General features: G+C 67.0%; 12 protein-coding genes. 3 read left to right on the top strand and 9 right to left on the bottom strand.

Annotated elements, in window-relative coordinates:
• The first annotated feature begins 137 nt into the window (after window positions 1-137).
• Window positions 138-2,348, top strand: coding sequence for a 1,4-alpha-glucan branching protein GlgB (gene glgB, locus DFS21_RS20345; RefSeq protein ID WP_111532988.1), 2,211 nt, complete (start codon window positions 138-140; stop codon window positions 2,346-2,348).
• Window positions 2,349-2,442: 94 nt separating this feature from the next.
• Here glgB and DFS21_RS20335 read toward each other — a convergent pair whose 3' ends face one another.
• From DFS21_RS20335 to DFS21_RS26775, 9 genes are all read right to left on the bottom strand, one after another.
• Window positions 2,443-3,519, bottom strand: coding sequence for an autotransporter outer membrane beta-barrel domain-containing protein (locus tag DFS21_RS20335; protein ID WP_110698622.1), 1,077 nt, complete (start codon window positions 3,517-3,519; stop codon window positions 2,443-2,445).
• A 319-nt stretch (window positions 3,520-3,838) separates the two neighbouring features.
• A complete protein-coding gene (locus DFS21_RS20330) occupies window positions 3,839-4,633 on the bottom strand; it encodes an endonuclease/exonuclease/phosphatase family protein (protein ID WP_110698620.1) in 795 nt (264 codons plus the stop codon).
• Window positions 4,634-4,759: 126 nt separating this feature from the next.
• Window positions 4,760-6,913 carry a glycogen debranching protein GlgX gene (glgX, locus tag DFS21_RS20325; RefSeq protein WP_111532987.1) on the bottom strand — a complete coding sequence of 718 codons (2,154 nt, stop codon included), beginning with the start codon at window positions 6,911-6,913 and terminating at the stop codon, window positions 4,760-4,762.
• A 144-nt stretch (window positions 6,914-7,057) separates the two neighbouring features.
• The gene (locus DFS21_RS20320; protein ID WP_110698616.1) at window positions 7,058-7,327 is read right to left on the bottom strand and encodes a DUF2934 domain-containing protein; all 270 of its coding nucleotides are present in this window, start codon (window positions 7,325-7,327) and stop codon (window positions 7,058-7,060) included.
• Between the two features lie 17 nt (window positions 7,328-7,344).
• Window positions 7,345-10,119, bottom strand: a complete 2,775-nt coding sequence (locus tag DFS21_RS20315; protein WP_110698614.1) for a malto-oligosyltrehalose synthase — start codon at window positions 10,117-10,119, stop codon at window positions 7,345-7,347.
• Window positions 10,116-12,185 carry a 4-alpha-glucanotransferase gene (gene malQ, locus DFS21_RS20310; protein ID WP_111532986.1) on the bottom strand — a complete coding sequence of 690 codons (2,070 nt, stop codon included), beginning with the start codon at window positions 12,183-12,185 and terminating at the stop codon, window positions 10,116-10,118. The genes DFS21_RS20315 and malQ overlap by 4 nt, the downstream gene beginning before the upstream one ends.
• Complete coding sequence (gene treZ, locus DFS21_RS20305) at window positions 12,182-13,924, bottom strand: malto-oligosyltrehalose trehalohydrolase (protein WP_111532985.1); 1,743 nt, start codon at window positions 13,922-13,924, stop codon at window positions 12,182-12,184. The genes malQ and treZ overlap by 4 nt, the downstream gene beginning before the upstream one ends.
• A gap of 14 nt (window positions 13,925-13,938) precedes the next feature.
• Window positions 13,939-15,498, bottom strand: coding sequence for a glycogen synthase GlgA (gene glgA, locus DFS21_RS20300; RefSeq protein WP_102684443.1), 1,560 nt, complete (start codon window positions 15,496-15,498; stop codon window positions 13,939-13,941).
• Window positions 15,499-15,987: 489 nt separating this feature from the next.
• Entirely contained in the window at window positions 15,988-16,155 is a 168-nt protein-coding gene (locus DFS21_RS26775) for a DUF6026 family protein (RefSeq protein ID WP_220036851.1), read from the bottom strand.
• 161 nt (window positions 16,156-16,316) lie between these two features.
• On the opposite strand from DFS21_RS26775, the gene gnd reads away from it, so the two are divergent.
• Together gnd and zwf are read left to right on the top strand one after the other, a co-directional pair.
• A complete protein-coding gene (gene gnd, locus DFS21_RS20295) occupies window positions 16,317-17,336 on the top strand; it encodes a phosphogluconate dehydrogenase (NAD(+)-dependent, decarboxylating) (protein WP_256591471.1) in 1,020 nt (339 codons plus the stop codon).
• Window positions 17,337-18,845: a glucose-6-phosphate dehydrogenase gene (gene zwf, locus DFS21_RS20290; RefSeq protein ID WP_111532984.1), complete on the top strand. Its 1,509-nt coding sequence runs from the start codon at window positions 17,337-17,339 to the stop codon at window positions 18,843-18,845.
• The last annotated feature ends 24 nt before the right edge of the window (window positions 18,846-18,869 follow it).

Raw genomic sequence — 18,869 nt, 5'->3', positions numbered from 1 at the left:
GTGAAATCAGGCTTCGTGGGAGCGGGCTTGCCCCGCGATAGGGCCATAGCCGCCATCGCGGGGCAAGCCCGCTCCCACAAGCCACAAGCCGATGAGGCGGTGAAACATTTCTTGAACACTTGGAAAGGGACAGAGAGATGAATGCAACCACGCGTGATAACGGCGGCCTTCGGCAAAGGGACCTCGATGCCCTGGCCCGCGCCGAGCACGCCGACCCGTTCGCCGTACTCGGCCCGCACCCCGATGGTGCGGGCGGCCAGTTCATCCGGGCCTTCCTGCCCAGTGCCCTGAGCGTGCGCGTGCTGGCCCGCGACGACGGCAGGGTACTCGCCGAGATGCGCCAGGGCGGCGTGCCCGGTCTGTACACCGCGCACCTGAACCAGGCGGTCCCCTACCTGCTGCAGATCGGCTGGGCCGGTGGCGAGCAGGTCACCGAGGACCCCTACAGCTTCGGCCCGCAGTTGGGCGAGATGGACATGTACCTGTTTGCCGAGGGCAACCACCGCGACCTGCCCGGGCGTTTCGGCGCCCAGCCGACCGAGGTGGATGGGGTCGCCGGCGTGTGCTTTTCGGTATGGGCGCCGAATGCCCGGCGGGTGTCAGTGGTGGGCGAATTCAACAACTGGGATGGCCGCCGCCACCCCATGCGCCTGCGCCATGGCGCCGGGGTGTGGGAGCTGTTCGTGCCGCGCCTTGGCGTGGGCGAGACCTACAAGTTCGAAGTGCTCGGCCATGATGGCGTGCTGCCCCTCAAGGCCGACCCCCTGGCCCGCGCCACCGAACTGCCGCCGAGCACCGCCTCCAAGGTGGCCGGCGCCCTGGCCCATGAATGGCGCGATGGCCAGTGGCTGGAACACAGGGCCCAGCGCCACGCCTACAGCGCGCCGCTGTCGATCTACGAGCTGCACGTCGGCTCCTGGCGCTGCGAGCTGGACGATGCCGGCGAAGTCGCCCGTTACTACAACTGGCGCGAACTGGCCGAGCGCCTGGTGCCATATGTGCAGGAGCTGGGTTTCACCCATATCGAGCTGATGCCGATCATGGAGCACCCCTTCGGCGGCTCGTGGGGCTACCAGCCGCTGTCGCTGTTCGCGCCGACCTCACGCTATGGCAGCGCCGAGGACTTCGCCTTCTTCGTCGATGCCTGCCACCAGGGCGGCATCGGCGTGCTGCTGGACTGGGTGCCGGCGCACTTCCCCACCGACGAGCATGGCCTGGCGCGTTTCGACGGCACTGCCCTGTACGAATACGAAAACCCGCTGGAAGGCTTTCACCAGGACTGGAACACGCTGATCTACAACCTCGGGCGCAACGAGGTGCGCGGATTCATGCTGGCCTCGGCGCTGCACTGGCTCAAGCACTTCCACATCGATGGCCTGCGCGTGGACGCGGTGGCCTCGATGCTCTACCGCGACTATTCGCGCAAGGCCGGTGAATGGGTGCCCAACCGCCACGGCGGGCGCGAGAACCTCGAGGCCATCGACTTCATACGCCATCTCAACAACGTCGCCGCACATGAAGCGCCGGGCGCGCTGATCATCGCCGAGGAGTCCACCGCTTGGCCCGGCGTCAGCCAGCCGGTACAGCAGGGCGGCCTGGGCTTTGCCTACAAGTGGAACATGGGCTGGATGCACGACACCCTGCACTACATCCAGAACGACCCGATCCACCGCACCTATCACCATAACGAGATGAGCTTCGGGCTGATCTACGCCTATTCCGAGCATTTCATCCTGCCCATTTCCCACGACGAAGTGGTGCACGGCAAGCATTCGCTTATCGACAAGATGCCCGGCGATCGCTGGCAGAAGTTCGCCAACCTGCGCGCCTACCTGGCGTTCATGTGGACCCATCCGGGCAAGAAGTTGCTATTCATGGGCTGCGAGTTCGGCCAGTGGCGCGAGTGGAACCACGACCAGCAGCTGGACTGGTACCTGCTGCAGTACTCCGAGCACCAGGGCGTGCAGAAGCTGGTCGCCGACCTCAACCGCCTGTACCGCGAACTGCCCGCGCTGCACGAGCAGGACTGCCAGCCCCAGGGTTTCCAGTGGCTGATCGGCGACGATGCGCACAACAGCGTGTATGCCTGGTTGCGCTGGAGCAGCCAGGGCGAGCCGCTGCTGGTGGTGGCCAACTTCACCCCGGTGCCGCGGGAGGGCTACCGCATCGGCGTGCCGTTCGGCGAGCACTGGGTGGAACTGCTCAACAGCGACGCCGAGCTGTATGCCGGGTCGAACGTGGGCAATCTCGGGGCGGTGGTGGCCGATCAGGTGGCCAGCCATGGCCAGCCATTGTCGCTGGCGCTGAACCTGCCGCCGCTGGGGGTGCTGGTGATGAAGCCGGCCTGATGTGTCGACTGTCCTGGCCTCATCGCCGGCAAGCCGGCTCCCACAGGGATAGCACCTGTAGGAGCCGGCTTGCCGGCGATAAGGCCGAGCCTGCTTACCAGCGCATCCTGACCCCCAGGCTGCCGATCAGCCCATTGAGGTCATTGTCATCCACATCGGAGCTGTAGTCGGCGCTGACGAACAGCGCCACGTTCGGCGTCACCCGGGCCACCAGACCCAACCCCAGTTCCACCGTGGCGGCACTGCGCGAGCTGGAGATCTTGTCCACCTGGTCCAGTTTCACCGGGTCGGCGTTGCTGAAGTCGTACCAGACGTTGGTGCGCACATAGGGTTCGATGGGCATGCCACGCACCTCGTAGCGCGCCGACAGCTTGGCGCCGACCCGGCCGCTCCAGCTGGGTTGGCTGTCAAAGGCCTGCAGGGTCTCTTCCTGCACCTGGCTGCCGGGGAAGAACTGCTGGTTGATCAACTGCGCCTGGGGCTCGATCACCCAGCCGGCGCCCAGGCCAATGGGGTAGCCGCCCTCCACCGAGAAGGTCATCGCGTGGCCACTGTCGTCAAGGCGCTGGCCCGCCTGGGAACGGCCGTTGACGTCGATGCGCGTGCCCATGGCCACGGCGTCCACGTGCCAGCCCTGCTCGTGGGTCATGCTCCAGTACACGCCGAGGCTTTCGCCACTGAGATTGACCGCGTTGCGCTGCTTGTCGCCAAGCAGCGGGCGCATGCCGTTGAAGGTGCTCTGCAGGTTGTTGTGGCCGACGAAGATGCCCGCGCGGTGCACATTGCCCGCGTTGGTTTCACGCACGAACAGGTCCGGGCCGATCACCATCTGCTGGCTGGGTGCCTCCACCTGTGCCGGTGGCTGGGCGCCCTGGCGAGGCGTGCCGGGGAAGAACTGCGCCCACTGGCTGGCGATGTGTTCGTTGTCGAGTTGGCCGTGGCGCTCGCCCATGCGTTCGGAAAAGGCGTTCAGCATGCCCTGGCTCAGGCCGCTGGCGCTGACCGGATCGAGCGATAGTCGCGGCACCTCGGGTTGCGCCAGGAAGGGGGCGAAGGGCTCGCCCTCCTGCAGTTCGAACGCGAAGGTTTCCACCGGGGTTGCCAGGAGCAGCGACGTGGAAACCGCACAGAAAAAAGCGTCGAAGCGCGAGGGATTCGAGGTGCTTTTCATGGCGGATCTCCTGTTGTGTGTGAAGTGAACAGCCCGATACCTGGCCTGATGTCACGAGCTGTACGGCAAGAACAGGGGCGACCCAAACCAGCGCGCCAGCCTCTTGGAACGCGCACGAGGGCGCGAGCTAGAGGCCCGGCACGAGATTTTCCATCTGGTGATTACTGTTCAGCTAAGGAGAGGACGGCGCTTGCGTCAAGAAAGCGTGAAATGATCGCGAAATGCCTGTTTGGCTACACAAGTTATTGAATCAATTGAAAATTGATTCACGCATATCGACAATGGTGATTTGCCGCCACGCCGCTATGCCGAATCGTTGCTACAAGCGTACCTCCACCGCCAGCGGCAAGTGATCGGACAGGTGGGTCCAGGGTTTGTTGCCGAGGATTCTCGGCGCGTGGCTGTCGGCATTGCGCAGGTACACGCGGTCCAGGCGCAACAGGGGCAGGCGGGCAGGGTAGGTGCGGGCGAGCAAGCCATGATGGCGCTCGAAGGCCTCGTGCAGGTCGCGGTGCAGGCGTAGGGTGCGGTTGCCGCGCAGCCGCCAGTCGTTGAAGTCGCCGGCGATGATCACCGGGGCGTCGGCGGGCAGGGCGTCGAGCAACTGACGCAGCAGGTGCAGCTGCTGCTGCCGGTGCCGCTCGAGCAATGACAGGTGCACGCAGATGGCATGCACCTGCTGCTGGCCGGGGACGTCCAGTACGCAGTGCAACAGGCCGCGGCGCTCGGGGCCGGTGATCGACACGTCGAGGTTGCGGTGCTCGATGATCGGGTATTTGGACAGCAGCGCGTTGCCGTGGTGGCCGTCGGGGTAGACCGCGTTGCGGCCGTAGGCGAAGTCGCTCCACATGCTGTCGGCGAGGAATTCGTACTGCGAAGTCTGGGGCCAGCCGGGGTAGCGCGCGGCGTGGCGGTCGTGGCTGCCGAGCACCTCCTGGAGGAACACGACATCGGCCCCGGTGCTGCGCACCGCCTCGCGCAGCTCCGGCAGGATGAAGCGTCGGTTGAAGGCGGTGAAGCCCTTGTGGGTGTTGACCGTCAGCACCTTGACCCGGTGCACGGCCGGGGCCTGGCTGACGCTGGCGAAACCTGGACTGCCGGCTTCGAGGTTCACGGGTGCTCCTCTGGGCAACGTGTGACGTCGTGGGAGCGGGCTTGCCCCGCGATGACGGCAGAGGCCCTATCGCGGGGCAAGCCCGCTCCCACGGTACAAATTAGGACCGGACGTCCGCTCCTGGGTTCAGTCCTCCTCCCGCTGCAACACCATCAGCAGCAACGACCGCCCCTTGACCTCGAACACCGTATCGAACGCCAGATGCTGCGCCTTGCGCAGCTCGGGCCGGTCGGTGTCGACCAGGCAGCTCCAGTAGTCGCCCTCCGGCACCGCCGGCAGGGTGAAGGGCACCACGTCGTGGTAGGCGTTGACGATCAGCAGCATGGTCGCCTCGGCGCCGGGCCGGGCGATGCCGCTGACCTGGGCGCGGCCATCCATCAGCATGCCCAGGCAACGCCCGTGCGGATCTTCCCACTGCTCGACGGTCATCTCTCTGGCGTCCGGGGCCAGCCAGGTGACGTCCTTGACCCCGATCGCCTCGTTGTAGTCGCCGACCAAAAAGCGCGAGCGCCGCAGGATCGGATAGGCCAGGCGCAGCCGGGTCAGGCGCTTGACGAAGGCCATCAGCGCCTGGCCGTCCTCGTCCAGATCCCAGTTCACCCAGCCGATCTCGCTGTCCTGGCAGTAGGCGTTGTTGTTGCCGTGCTGGGTGCGGCTGAACTCGTCGCCGGCGACGATCATCGGCGTGCCCTGGGCCAGCAGCAGGGTGGCGAAGAAGTTGCGCATCTGGCGCATGCGCAGCGAATTGATCGCCGGATCGTCGGTGGGGCCTTCGACGCCGCAGTTCCATGACAGGTTGTTGTCGGTGCCGTCCTGGTTGTTCTCGTCGTTGTCCTCGTTGTGCTTGTCGTTGTACGACACCAGATCGCGCAACGTGAAACCGTCGTGGGCGGTGATGAAGTTGACCGAGGCGTAGGGGCGCCGGCCGCGGTTGTTGAACAGATCGCCCGAGGCGGTGATGCGCGCGGCGAAGTCGGCGAGCATGCCTTCGTCGCCTTTCCAGAAGCTGCGCACGGTGTCGCGGAAGCGGTCGTTCCACTCCGCCCAGCCCGGGGCGAAGTTGCCCACCTGGTAGCCGCCGGGGCCGCAGTCCCAGGGTTCGGCGATCAGCTTGGTCTGGCTGAGCATCGGGTCCTGGCGACAGGCGACGAGGAAGCCGTGGCGCTCGCTGTAGCCATCGTGATAGCGGCCGAGGATGGTCGCCAGGTCGAAGCGAAAGCCATCCACGTGCATCTCGCCGGCCCAGTAGCGCAGCGAATCGGTGACCAGTTGCAGTACCCGTGGATGGCTCATGTCGAGGGTATTGCCAGTGCCGGAATCGTTGATGTAGAAGCGCCGGTCGTCGGGCATCAGGCGGTAGTACGAGGCATTGTCGATGCCGCGCATCGACAGGGTCGGGCCGCGTTCGTTGCCTTCGGCGGTGTGGTTGTAGACCACGTCGAGGATCACTTCGAGCCCTGCGTCGTGCAGGTGGGCGACCATCTCCTTGAACTCGGCGATCTTGCCGCTGGCCAGGTAGCGCGGGTGGGGGGCGAAGAAGGCGATGCTGTTGTAGCCCCAGTAATTGTTCAGGCCCTTGTCCAGCAGGTGCTGGTCGTTGACGAAGGCGTGGATCGGCAGCAACTCGATGCTCGACACGCCCAGCTCCTTGATGTGGCCCAGCAGCTCGTCGTTGGCCAGGCCCGCGAAGGTGCCGCGCAGGTGCTCGGGCACCGCCGGGTGGCGCATGCTGATGCCGCGGGTGTGGGCCTCGTAGAGGATGGTGCGCTCCCACGGGATCGACACGCGCTGGTCGCGGCCCCAGGTGAAGGCCGGGTCGATGACCTTGCACTTGGGCACGAACGCCGCGCTGTCACGCTCGTCGAACGACAGGTCGCCGTCGGGGTGGCCGATGGTGTAGCCGAACAGCGCCTCGGACCATTTCAGCGTGCCCACCAATTGCTTGGCATAGGGGTCGATCAGCAGCTTGTTGGGGTTGAAGCGGTGGCCGTTCTCCGGTTCGTAGGGGCCGTGCACCCGGTAGCCGTAGACCAGGCCCGGGTGGGCGTCGGGCAGGTAGCCGTGGTAGATCTCGTCGGTGTACTCGGGCAGCTCGATGCGCTCGATTTCGGTTTCGCCCGTGGCGTCGAACAGGCACAGCTCGACCTTGGTGGCGTTGGCCGAGAACAGGGCGAAGTTGACCCCAAGGCCGTCCCAGGTGGCGCCGAGGGGGAAGGGCAGGCCTTCGCGGATGCGCGACGGGGCGACGGAGCGGGTTTTCTTCGGGGTGCGGGGGCTCATGGCGGTCCTCATGGTCCGGGGGGAGGTGGCCATCGCGGGGCAAGCCCGCTCACACGCACGTGCACTCAGTGACTGAGGCGTGGGAGCGGCGGTGCGCCGATGCGACTTGCCCGGCGATGAGGCCGGTACAGGCTTGCAAAAGGCTCAACCAGCGGCAGGTTTCTTCGCCGCTCGCGGTTTTTTAGCCGCCGCAGCCGGCTTCACGCCCGGCAACGCCGCCACCTTGGGGTCTGCCGGTGGCTTGGGCTTGGCCGCTGTCTTCTTGCGTGGTGGCGCCTTGGGGGCCAGCGCTTCGGCCTCGGCCAGCTTGCGCGCCTTGTCCCAATGTTCCGCCTCGCGCCCCTCAGGCTTACCCTCCGACTCCCAGATCTGATACGCGAACTCGCGAATACGCTTTTCATCGACACTCATCACGACGCTCCTGAATACAGTTAGGCATGATCAATCAACACATTGACCGGAAACTCGGCCAGCACGGTGCTCAACATCAGCTCCCTTGAAGGGGTGACAGCACCGCCGCCGAAAAGTCCCGAACAGTTGGCAGGCGACAAGGCAAACGGCAGTACAAGCCGGGTATCGTCCCAGGTCTGTGCCGGGATCAACGGGGTGGCGGCCGGGCCCAGCAGGGCGCTGGCCAACCGTGGCACGACAATGATGGCGCGTTCGCCCTGGCCCAGGCGGGCAAAGGCCAGCACCTGGTCGGCGTGGCGGCCCTGTACGCTTAGCGGCAGGTAGGCGCCGCGCTGGAACAGCTCGGGATGGGCCTGGCGGGCGTCCAGCACGCGGGCCACCAGGGCCTGCTTGATGCGGCCATCGCGCCAGTGGGCGAGCAGCTCGGCCAGGGGCGTGCCGTCGTCGAGGCTGGCGCGCCTGGCCGGGTAGTCCACCGGGCGGCGGTTGTCCGGGTCGACCAGCGAGAGGTCCCAGTACTCGTTGCCCTGGTACAGGTCCGGCACGCCGGGGGTGGTCATGCGCAGCAGGCACTGCGCCAGGCCGTTCAAGGCGCCGGGGCAGGCCAGCCGCTGCGCGGTCTCATGCAGGGACTGGCGCAGCTGCTGGTTTTCCTCGTCCAGCAGCAGGCCGTCGACGTAGGCCGCGCAAGCACGCTCGTAGCGTTCGTTGGGGGCCGCCCAGCTACTGCGCAGCTTGGCTTCGCGCAGGGCCTTGCATTGCCATTGGCGAAGGCGTTCGGCGTAGCGTTTCAGGGCTTGCGGGTCATGTAGGTCGAGGTCCAGCGGCCAGCTGCCGAGCAGCGTCTGCAACAGCAGCAGCTCGTCGCCGGGGCTTGGCGCCTGCCCATCGTCCAGTTCCTCACGCAACGGCGCTGCCAGCTCGCGCCAGTGCTCGACACGGCTGGCCAGCCAGGGCGCGCGTTCGCTGAGCACGGCCAGCCGCGCGCGGCAGTCCTCGCCGCGTTTGTGGTCGTGGGTGGCGGTGGCCAGCAGGTTGTCGGGGAAGTCGCGCAGGCGGCGCTGGGCTTCGTTGTGGAACCAGGCCGTATCGGCGCCGAAACGCTCGGCGTCGAAGCCCACGTCGTTGCGCGACAGCAGCCGGGCGGATCGATAGAAGGCGGTGTCCTCCACGGCCTTGGCGGCGCTGGGAGCGGTCAGTTGCTGGAAGCGCACGCAGGCGTGGCGCAGGTGCTTGCGCGGCCGGCCCGGCGGCAGGTGCCGCCAGGATTGGCCACCGAGCCAGCGTTCGAGCTGATCGAGCAGTGGCCAGTCGGCCTCCCCCAGCGACTGCCGCGCCCCGGCCAGCGCCTGCTGGAAGAACGCCTCGTCCTCGGCGGGCCGGCCGCAGACATTGATGTAGGTGCGGTACACCGGGTAGTGCGCGACCAGCGCCTGCAGCGCCCGGCGAATGGCGCCGAGGGTGAGGTCGCGGGTCATCAGGTCGTCGCGGGCCACCTGCAGCAGGGCCTGGGCCACCGATTCGCAGTCGCCGGCCAGGCTGGCGTTGAGCACCAGGTGCCGGGCAATGCGCACCTCCTCGGGGAATTCGGGACGCTCGCTGGTGTTGCGCCATAGTTCGTCCAAGGCGGGCTGGCCCGCAGGGTCGTGCTGCAGCAGCGACACTTGGTTCATGAACTCGTAGCCGGTGGTGCCGTCGGTGAGCCAGTCGCGGTGCAGGTGTTCGCCCGCGCCGAGGATCTTTTCCACGTAGATCGGGAAGTGCGCCAGCGCGGCATCGACGGGGCGTCGAGCCAGCAGCGAATCGACCCGGCGGCGCAGGTTGCGGCAGTAGCGGCGCGGATCGGCGAGGCCGTCGATGTGGTCGATGCGCAGGCCATCGACCAGGCCGCGCTGGATCAGCTCGAACAGCTTGGCGTGGGTGGCCTCGAACACCACGGCACGCTCCACGCGCAGGCCGCCGAGTTCGTTGATGTCGAAGAAGCGCCGCCAGTTGATGTCGTCGGCGGCGGTGCGCCAGCTGGCCAGGCGGTAGGTCTGGCGCTCGAGCAGCAGGTGCAGGCGCTTGAAGCCTGCTTCGCCGCGGCTGTCGAAGGCAGAGAGGGCAGGTTGCGGATCCGCGCCGGCGGCGGCCAGGCGTACCAGTTCGTGGTGTAGCGGCTGGGCCTCGGCCAGAGGGTCGGCCGCCTCGCCGAGGGCGCTGAAATGCGCGGCCAGCGCCTGCAGGCGCGGGTCCTTGGCCTGGCCAAGGATGCGTGGATAGTCCAGTGGGCAGATCGGGAAACGGTGCTCATGGTGAGCGACTTCGAAGCGCCCGTGTTGTGCGTCGAAGGTCAGCGGGATCTCGCCGTTGTGCAGGGCGGCGCCATAGTCGCTACCGAGGAACGGCAGCAACAGCTGGCCGGCCAGCAACGGGTCGCTGGAATGCCACTGGATATCGAAGAATTCCGCGTAGGGGCTGCGCCGGCCCCAGGCCAGCAGGCTCTGCCACCAGGGGTTGTCGGCGCCGCCCACGGCCATGTGGTTGGACACAGTGTCGACGATCAGCCCCATGCCATGCTGGCGCAAGGCGGCCACCAGGCGTTCGAGCGCCGCCTCGCCGCCGAGTTCGGGACTGACCCGGGTCGGGTCGACCACGTCATAGCCGTGGCGCGAGCCTGCGCGGGCGGTGAGGATGGGCGAGGCGTAGAGGTGGCTGATACCCAGCCGGGCGAAATAAGGCACCAGCGGTACCGCGTGGTCGAGGGTGAAGTCGCTGTGCAGTTGCAGGCGCAGGGTCGCGGTCAAGGGTTTCATCGGTCACGCTCCCAGGCTTGTTCGCGGGCCTGGGCCAGCAGTTCCAGGCGCCGGGCGGCGTCCTCGTCGTCCAGCAGCTCGCGTACCGGCGCCTTGAAGCGGCGGCGCCAGTTGGGATGGCCGGTGGTGGTGCCGGGCAGGTTGGGTTGCTCGTCGCTGCCCAGCAGGTCCTCCAGCGGCACCAGCACCAACGGTGCGCGGGTATGGCCGACGTAGCGGATCGCCGCGTCGATCAGCGCCGAATCGTCGCGCAGTGGCCCGTAGTTCTGCTCCAGGGTACGGCGCAGGCCGTCGCGCTCCAGGGCCCGGGTATGGCGCCAGTGCAGCTCTGTGGCGGCGTCGATCAGTTGCAGGCGATGGCTCCAGTCGATGTCACGGCTGGCCAGCCAGCCGGCGAGTGGGGCCAGGTCATGGGTGCCGGTGGTGGCCAGGGCGTTGTCCGGCCAGTCGAGGATCGGCGTGAAGCGTCCGGGCGGCTGCTGCTCGAACGGCAGCACGCGCATGCCCAGCACGGCCTTGTCGGCCAGGCGCTCGCGCAGGCCCTCGGGCACGGTGCCCAGGTCCTCGCCAAGGATGATCGCCTGGTGTCGCGCTGACTCCAGCGCCAGCAGGCGCAGCAGGTCGTCCAGCGGGTAATTCAGGTAGGCGCCTTCACTGGGCCGGGCACCACGGGGGATCAGCCACAGGCGGCGCAGGCCCATCACATGATCGATGCGCAGGCCGCCGGCATGGGCCAGGTTGGCCCGCAGCATTTCGATGAAGGCGCGGTAGCCGTTGCGCCGCAGGCCTTCGGGAGAGAACGCGCAGATGCCCCAGTCTTGCCCGGCGCGGTTGAGGATATCGGGCGGGGCGCCGACGTTGAGTTCGGCCAGCAGTTCGTCCTGGCGGCTCCAGGCCTGGCTGCCGGCACCGTCGGCGCCCACTGCCAGGTCGGCGATCAGGCCCACGGCCATGCCGTTGCCGCGCGCCGCGTCCTGGGCCCGTTGCAGGCTGCGCTCGGCCAGCCACTGGCAGAAGGCATGGAACTCGACCCGGGCCGGGTAGGCGTTGGCGAAGGCCTCGACCTCGGGGTCGTAGGGGGTGTGCCAGGCCTTGGGCCAGTTGCGCCAGTCCGCGCCCAGGCCGCTGCTCACCGCTTCGGCCTGCAGTACTTCGAAGCGGCAGTGGTGTTCCAGTTGCTCGCCGGCACTGGCGCGGAAACTGTCGAAGTCCGCGCGCAAGGGGTGCTCGCCCTGGCTGAAGTGCCGGTAGAGCGCTTCGAGCAGACGCAGACGGGCATCGGCGGCTCTGGGCCAGTCCACCAGCGTATGCTGCTCCAGCGCTTCGAGGGTCGCCTCCAGGCCACAGGCCTCGATGGCCATGCGCACTTCGCGTTCGCCGAAGACCACGCCGGGGCTGGCATAGAGCACATTGAGCAGCAGGCGGCTGGACGGCGAATAGGGGCTGTAGTGGTGTTGGTCGAAGGCCGACAGGGTGTGGATCGGGCTGATGGCCAGGGCATCGGCGCCGCGCTCGGCGGCGTGGCGTGCCAGTTGTTCCAGTGCCAGGCAGTCGCCAAAGCCGCCATCGCCGGGGCGCCGCAGGCTGTACAGCTGCACGGCCAGGCCCCAGCAACGGGGCGGGGGTTGCTCCACGCAGTCTTGCAGGGCATGGCAACGCGCCGGTGCCACGGCCACGGTGCAGGTCCGGCCATCGATATCCAGGCGGTGGTAGCCCAGGGGCAACCCGGCCGGCAGCCGCGCCTGGGCGTCCAGGGTGAGGTTGCGCTGGCTGCCGTCTTCCAGGCTGCAGCGCACCTGGCTGGCGGCGCTGAAGTAACGCTGCAGGTCGAGGGGCTGGTCGATGTCAACGGTCAGCAGCGGTGGCAGGTGCTCGCTGTCTTCGGCCTGCTCCACGGCGCGCAGGCTGGCGTCGATGTCGGCGGCGTTGCCGGCCGGGTGGCCAAGGCCGGCGAGCACCTGGCGCAGCACGTCATCGCTGACCTGCTGCAGGCGGTTATTGGCGTCTATCCAGTCGCGGGCCAGGCCTGCCCGGGCGGCCAGGCGGTGAAGGGGCTCTGCGCTCATGGCGTCTCCTGGTCAGGGGGCAGCAGGCTCACCACGCAGCTGTGCGCGGCGAGGCTAGAGTCGGGGTGGGCGTTGTCGCTGCTGTCGAACAGGCGGCGGGGCAGTGCCGGCAAGGTGACCGGCTGGGGTTGGGCATCGAGATTCAGGTCGATGCGCAACTGCTGGCCGTCGCCCAGGCGCCAGCGGGCGGTCAGCGCCTTGGCGCCGAGTACCTCGCAGCCCTCGGCGCGAGTGCCGGGCAGATGTGGGGTGACGTGACGCCTGCGCAGTTCGAGAAGTTGCTGGTATAGGCCGTGCCAGCCGGCCAGCACCTCCTGTTGCCGCGGCCGGGAGGTCTCGAAGGTGGCCTCGGCATTGGGGTCGGGTATCTGCTCGCGCTTCTGCGGGTCGGCGAAGGCCTCGAAATGAGCGAACTCACCCCGGCGACCTTCGCGCACGGCGTCGGCCAGCGCGTCGTGGAAGTCGGTGAAGAACAGGAACGGCTTGCGGCTGCCGTCGTCGTCGCCCATGAACAGCAGCGGGATCATCGGTGCCAGCAGCAGCAGGGTAGTGGCGGCCTTCAGCGCCTGCGGCGGGCAGAGCCGGGACAGCCGCTCGCCCAGGGCGCGGTTGCCGACCTGGTCGTGGTTTTGCAGGAACAGCACGAAGGCGCTGGGCGGCAGATGGCCGCTGGGCTCGCCGCGGGGCCTGCCGTGGCGGTCGGGCTGGCCCTGGAACACGAAACCCTCGGCCAGGCAGCGCGCTAATTGTTCGATCGGCCGGTCCTTGTAGTCGGCGTAGTAGCCTTCGGTTTCGCCGGTCAGCAATACGTGCAGGGCGTTGTGGCCGTCGTCGTTCCATTGTGCGTCGAAGCCTTGCTCGAGCAGCATGGCCTGATTGTGCTCGTTCTCCAGCACCAGCCAGACCTGCCGCCCGGGCTCGACCGTGGCGCGTACCCGCTGGGCCAGTTCGACGAGAAAGTCCGGCTGGTCGATGGCGTGCACGGCGTCCAGGCGCAGGCCGTCGCAGCGGTAGTCGCACAGCCACATCAGGGCGTTCTGGATGAAGAACTCGCGCACCTCGGCGCGGCGGAAGTCGATGGCCGCGCCCCACGGGGTCTGGCGGTCTTCACGGAAGAACGGGCTGGCGTAGCGGTGCAGGTAGTTGCCGTCCGGGCCGAAGTGGTTGTAGACCACGTCCACCAGCACCATCAGCTGCTGGCCATGGGCGGTGTCGACCAGCGCGCATAGGTCCTGGGGGCGGCCATAGCTGTGCTGGGGGGCAAACGGCAGCACGCCGTCATAGCCCCAGTTGCGCTCACCGGGGAACTGCCCCAGCGGCATCAGCTCGATGGCGCTGATGCCCAGCCCGGCCAGGCGTGGCAGCACCTGGGCCACGCCGTGGTAGCCATCAAACAGGCCCACGTGCAGCTCCTGGATCACCGCTTCGTGCCACGGACGGCCTTGCCACGCGTGGCGCCACGGGTAGTGGCTGATGTCCACCAGCTCGCTGGGCCCATGCACGCCCTCGGGCTGGCAGCGCGAGGCCGGGTCGGCCACCCGCAGCTCATCGTCGATCACGAACTGATAGCGCTCGCCCGCCTGGCAGGGGGCGACGCCTGTGTACCAGCCATCGTCGTCGGGCAGCAGTGCCACGGGCGGCTGTTGGCCGATCGCCACGCTCACGCTGCGCGCATCCGGCGCCCACAGGGCGAAGCGCGCCGACGTGGCGTCCAGCAACTGTGCGCCATGCTTGTGCATCGTCGGCTCTCCGCTCAGTAATGGGCGTGCTGCGTCTGCTTCACCAGGTCTTCGTACAGGCGCGCATAGGGTTCCACCGCCTGGCACCAGTTGAATGGCTGGGTCATCGACAGGCAGCGCATGGCATTGAGCAGGTGCTTCTTGCCGTACACATAGAAGGCGCGGCCCAGGGCCTCGCGATAGCTGTCCTCGGTGGAGTCGTTGAACAGGAAACCGGTCACGCCGTTCTCGATGGTGTCGGCCAGCCCGCCGGTGTTGCGCGCCACCGGCAGCGAGCCGAAGCGTTGGGCGTACATCTGGCTCAGGCCGCAGGGCTCGTAGCGCGACGGCATCAGCAGGAAGTCGCTGCCTGCGAACATGCGCCGGGCGTCGGTCTCGTTGAAACCGATGCGCACGCCGATGCGGCCGGGGTGACGCAGGGCCAGTTCGCGCATGGCCTGCTCTTCCTCCGGTTCGCCACGGCCGATGATGGCGATCTGGCCGCCTTGTTCGACGATGTAGTCGGCCACCCCCAGGGTCAGGTCCAGGCCTTTCTGGTAGACCAGCCGCGAAACCACGGCGAACAGCGGCCCCTCGCTTGCTTGCAGGCCGAACAGCGCGCGTACCTGGTCGGCATTGCGCGCCTTGCCCTCCCAGTCGTTGATGCTGAAGTTGTGGTCCAGGTGCTGGTCGGTGGCCGAGTCCCAGCTTTCGTCGATACCGTTGGGGATGCCGCCGAGCAGTCCCTGCTGGGCCTTGCTGGCGAGGAAACCATCCAGGCCGCAGCCGAACTCAGGGGTGGTGATCTCCCGGGCGTAGGTGGCGCTGACCGTGGTGATATGGCTGGCGTACGCAAGCCCGGCCTTGAGGAACGAAAGCTTGCCGTAGAACTCCATGCCTTCCTGCTGCATGGCGTGGTCGGGGATCGCCAGTTCCGGGCTGCAGCCGCGGCTGTACACGCCCTGGTAGGCCAGGTTGTGGATGGTGAACAAGGTCGGGGTGCTCAGGCCGCGCCAGTGCATGTAGGCCGGGGCCAGCCCGGCCGGCCAGTCGTGGGCGTGCACCAGGTCGGGGCGCCAGTGGGCCATGCCTTCGCCGGCGGCGATTTCCGCGGCGGCCAGGCCCAGTCGGGCGAAGCGGATATGATTGTCGGGCCAGTCGCGACCGTTGTTGGCGCCGTAGGGCGTGCCGTCGCGCTGGTACAGCTCGGGGCAGATCAGCACATAGATCACCAGGCCGTCGGCCAGATCCATGCGGCCGATCTTGCACGGCGGCAGCGCGGCGTGGCCGCCCAGCTCGCCAACGATGTGAATGGGGTTGTCGCTCTCGACCACCTGGCGGTAGCCGGGGATCAACACGCGCACATCGTGCAGGTGCGCCAGGGCACGAGGCAGGGCGGCGGAGACGTCGCCCAGGCCGCCGGTCTTGACCAGGTCGGCGATCTCCGAGGTGACGAACAGGATCTTGCGCTTGTTCGGATTGTGCTGGCGCTGCGCGCCGGGTGCCTTGACTGTCGGGGCGAGTGCCGATGGCAGCGGCTCGCGGTTATCCGGGTTGAATGACTCTACGTGAGGTTCGACAGCGGCACTGATCATACTTCTCTCCGTCCCTTGTTCTGTTTGCTTGGCGTTGGCTCGTGGGTCTGCTCTCTGATCGTTGTTGCATCTTCGTAGTGCGTTCCTTGCCCCAGATTCGTGCGCGCAGGCACGGCACGCTCGGCATTCCCGCCGAAAGACGTATGGACTGGTTGGGGTGTGCGGGCCTGGCGTCAGGCAGTCCTTTGCGTCGGCCCTACTTAAGTCCTGACCTGCCCGTGTTTTGGAAAGTTCGACTTTTTTACGTCACTTTTTCCGAGCAAAACGCGGGCCGAAACTGGAGTGTAGGAGACGAAACGCAAGTAAAGTGACCCGTTGGTCATTTTTGTCGCGACGGTTTACCCGCGCAAACGTTGGCGAGTTGTTGCAAAATATGAGGCTAGCCAGCGTAGGCGTAGCGGATTCGCGACAGACGCGGCACAACGCAATCAGGAAGGGAAGCTGAGGCGAGGTGGGAGCCTGGCAGCTCCCACACAGAGGGGCGGTGTATCAGAGGCCGGCGGCCTTGCCTTGCACACGGGCCTGCTCGAGCAGCAGGTTCAGCTGGGCGACCTGCTGGCGCAGGTGATCGCGCTCATCCTTCAACTGGCGCAGCTCATCGCGGCGCACGGTGACATAGAGGGTCTGGGTGGGAGTGGCAGGCATCAGGGTTCCCATGGGCACACCTCGCATGGCTGGTGACATTTTGAAGCGTAGACGCTTCACGCGGCGCGCATTCTGAATTCTTTGCAGGTCCTTGGGAACTTTTTTGTTTATCGTTGTCGCCCCGTTCGTCGGTGAACCCTACGCCAGAACGCTGGACTAATCTGAAATCTTCAATTGTTGTAAAGCAAAACCAACGGGAGCGTCGGCACATGCAACTGGGAATCATCGGGCTTGGCCGCATGGGCGGCAATATCGCAAGGCGCCTGATGCGCGCAGGTCACAGCACTGTGGTCCACGATCGCAACCGCGAAGCCATCACCACCCTGGAAGGCGAGGGGGCCGTCGGCGCCCACGACCTCGGTGCGCTGGTGCAGAAACTCAAGGCGCCGCGCGCGGTGTGGGTCATGCTGCCCGCCGGCGAAATTACCGAGCAGACCATCGCGCAACTGGCCGACCTGCTCGAGCCGGGCGACGCCATCATCGATGGTGGCAATACCTTCTACAAGGACGACGTGCGCCGCGCCGCCGAGCTGGGCAAGCGTGGCCTGCACTACCTCGACGTCGGCACCTCCGGCGGCGTCTGGGGCCTGGACCGTGGCTACTGCATGATGATCGGCGGCGAGAAGGCTGTGTTCGAGCGCCTGGAACCGCTGTTCAAGGCCCTCGCCCCGGGCGTCGGCGACATTCCGCGCACCCAGGGCCGCAGCGGTGAGCACGAGCGCGCCGAGCATGGTTACATCCACGCTGGTCCGCCCGGCGCCGGTCACTACGTGAAGATGGTGCACAACGGCATCGAGTACGGCCTGATGCAGGCCTACGCCGAAGGTTTCGACCTGCTGCGCAGCAAGGGTGGTCCGGAGTTGCCGGAAGAGCAGCGCTTTGACCTCAATGTGGCCGAGATCGCCGAAGTGTGGCGCCGCGGCAGCGTGGTCACTTCCTGGCTGCTGGACCTGACCGCCGACGCACTGGTCGCCGACCCGCAACTGACCGAATTCAGCGGCTCGGTTTCCGACAGCGGCGAAGGGCGCTGGACCATCGATGCCGCGGTCGAACAGGCTGTGCCGGTGCCGGTGCTGTCCAGCGCGCTGTTCGCCCGCTTCCGCTCGCGCCAGCAGCAGGGCACCTACGGTGACAAGATCCTCTCCGCCATGCGCCTGGGCTTCGGCGGCCACGTCGAGAAAAAGAAGGACTAGATGACTAAACCGACCATCCCCGCGGCGCCGCCATGCACCTTGTTCCTGTTCGGCGCCAACGGCGACCTGGTCAAGCGCCTGCTGATGCCGGCGCTGTACAACCTCAGCCGTGACGGCCTGCTCGACCGCAACCTGCGTATCGTCGGGGTCGACCACAACCCGGCCACGGCCGAGGACTTTGCCGCGCGCCTGCATGCTTCCATGCAGGCGCGGGACAAGGGCGCGGAAGGGAGTGCCAAGTGCCTGGACGAAAAGCGCTGGGCGCGCCTGGCCAAGCGCCTGGACTATCAGACCGGCGACTTCCTCGACCCCGAGACTTACCAGGCCCTGGCTCGGCGCATCGCTAAAACCGGCCATGGCAATGCCATTTTCTACCTGGCCACCTCGCCACGCTTCTTCCCCGAGGTGGCCCAGCGCCTGGGCGACGCCGGCCTGCTCGACGAGTCGGGCGGCGGCTTTCGCCGGGTGGTGGTGGAGAAACCCTTCGGCACTGACCTTGCCAGCGCCGAAGCGCTCAACGCTTGCCTGCTCAAGGTGATGAACGAGCGGCAGATCTACCGCATCGACCATTACCTGGGCAAGGAAACCGTGCAGAACATCCTGGTCAGCCGTTTCTCCAACGGCCTGTTCGAATCGTTCTGGAACAATCATTACATCGACCACGTGCAGATCACCGCCGCCGAAACCGTCGGCGTCGAGACGCGCGGGGCGTTCTACGACAATACCGGCGCCCTGCGCGACATGGTGCCCAACCACCTGTTCCAGCTGCTGGCGATGGTCGCCATGGAGCCGCCGGCGGCCTTCGGCGCCGATGCGGTACGCGGTGAAAAGGCCAAGGTGATCGGCGCCATTCGCCCTTGGTCGCAGAAAATTGCCCTGCGCAATTCCGTGCGTGGCCAGTACGGCGCCGGCAAGCAGGGCCGCAAGAAACTCCTCGGCTACCGCGAGGAGGCCAATGTCGCCCCGCACAGCCAGACCGAGACCTATGTCGCCCTCAAGGTGATGATCGATAACTGGCGCTGGGCGGGGGTGCCGTTCTACCTGCGTACCGGCAAGCGCATGAGCGTGCGCGACACCGAGATCGCCATCTGCTTCAAGCCGGCGCCCTACGCGCAGTTCCGCGAAAGCGAACTGGAGCGGCCCAAGCCCAACTACCTGAAGATCCAGATCCAGCCCAACGAAGGCATGTGGTTCGACCTGCAGGCCAAGCGCCCGGGGCCGGAGCTGGTGATGGAGAATGTCGAGCTGGGTTTCGCCTACAAGGACTTCTTCAAGATGACCCCGGCGACCGGCTACGAGACATTGATCTACGACTGCCTTACCGGTGACCAGACCCTGTTCCAGCGCGCCGACAATATAGAGAACGGTTGGCGTGCCGTGCAGCCGTTCCTCGATGCCTGGGCGGCCGAGGGGGGCGAGGTGCATGAGTATGCGGCGGGAGAGGATGGCCCCGAGGCCGGCGACGAGCTGCTGGCGCGGGACAAGCGCGAGTGGCATAAGCTGGGGTGAGCCTGCAGCGACCTACCGCCGTTG

The sequence above is a fragment of the Pseudomonas sp. 2848 genome (genome assembly GCF_003253945.1).
In the GTDB taxonomy this organism is placed as follows: Bacteria; Pseudomonadota; Gammaproteobacteria; order Pseudomonadales; family Pseudomonadaceae; genus Aquipseudomonas.
This window is presented reverse-complemented; position numbering and strand designations above follow the sequence as displayed.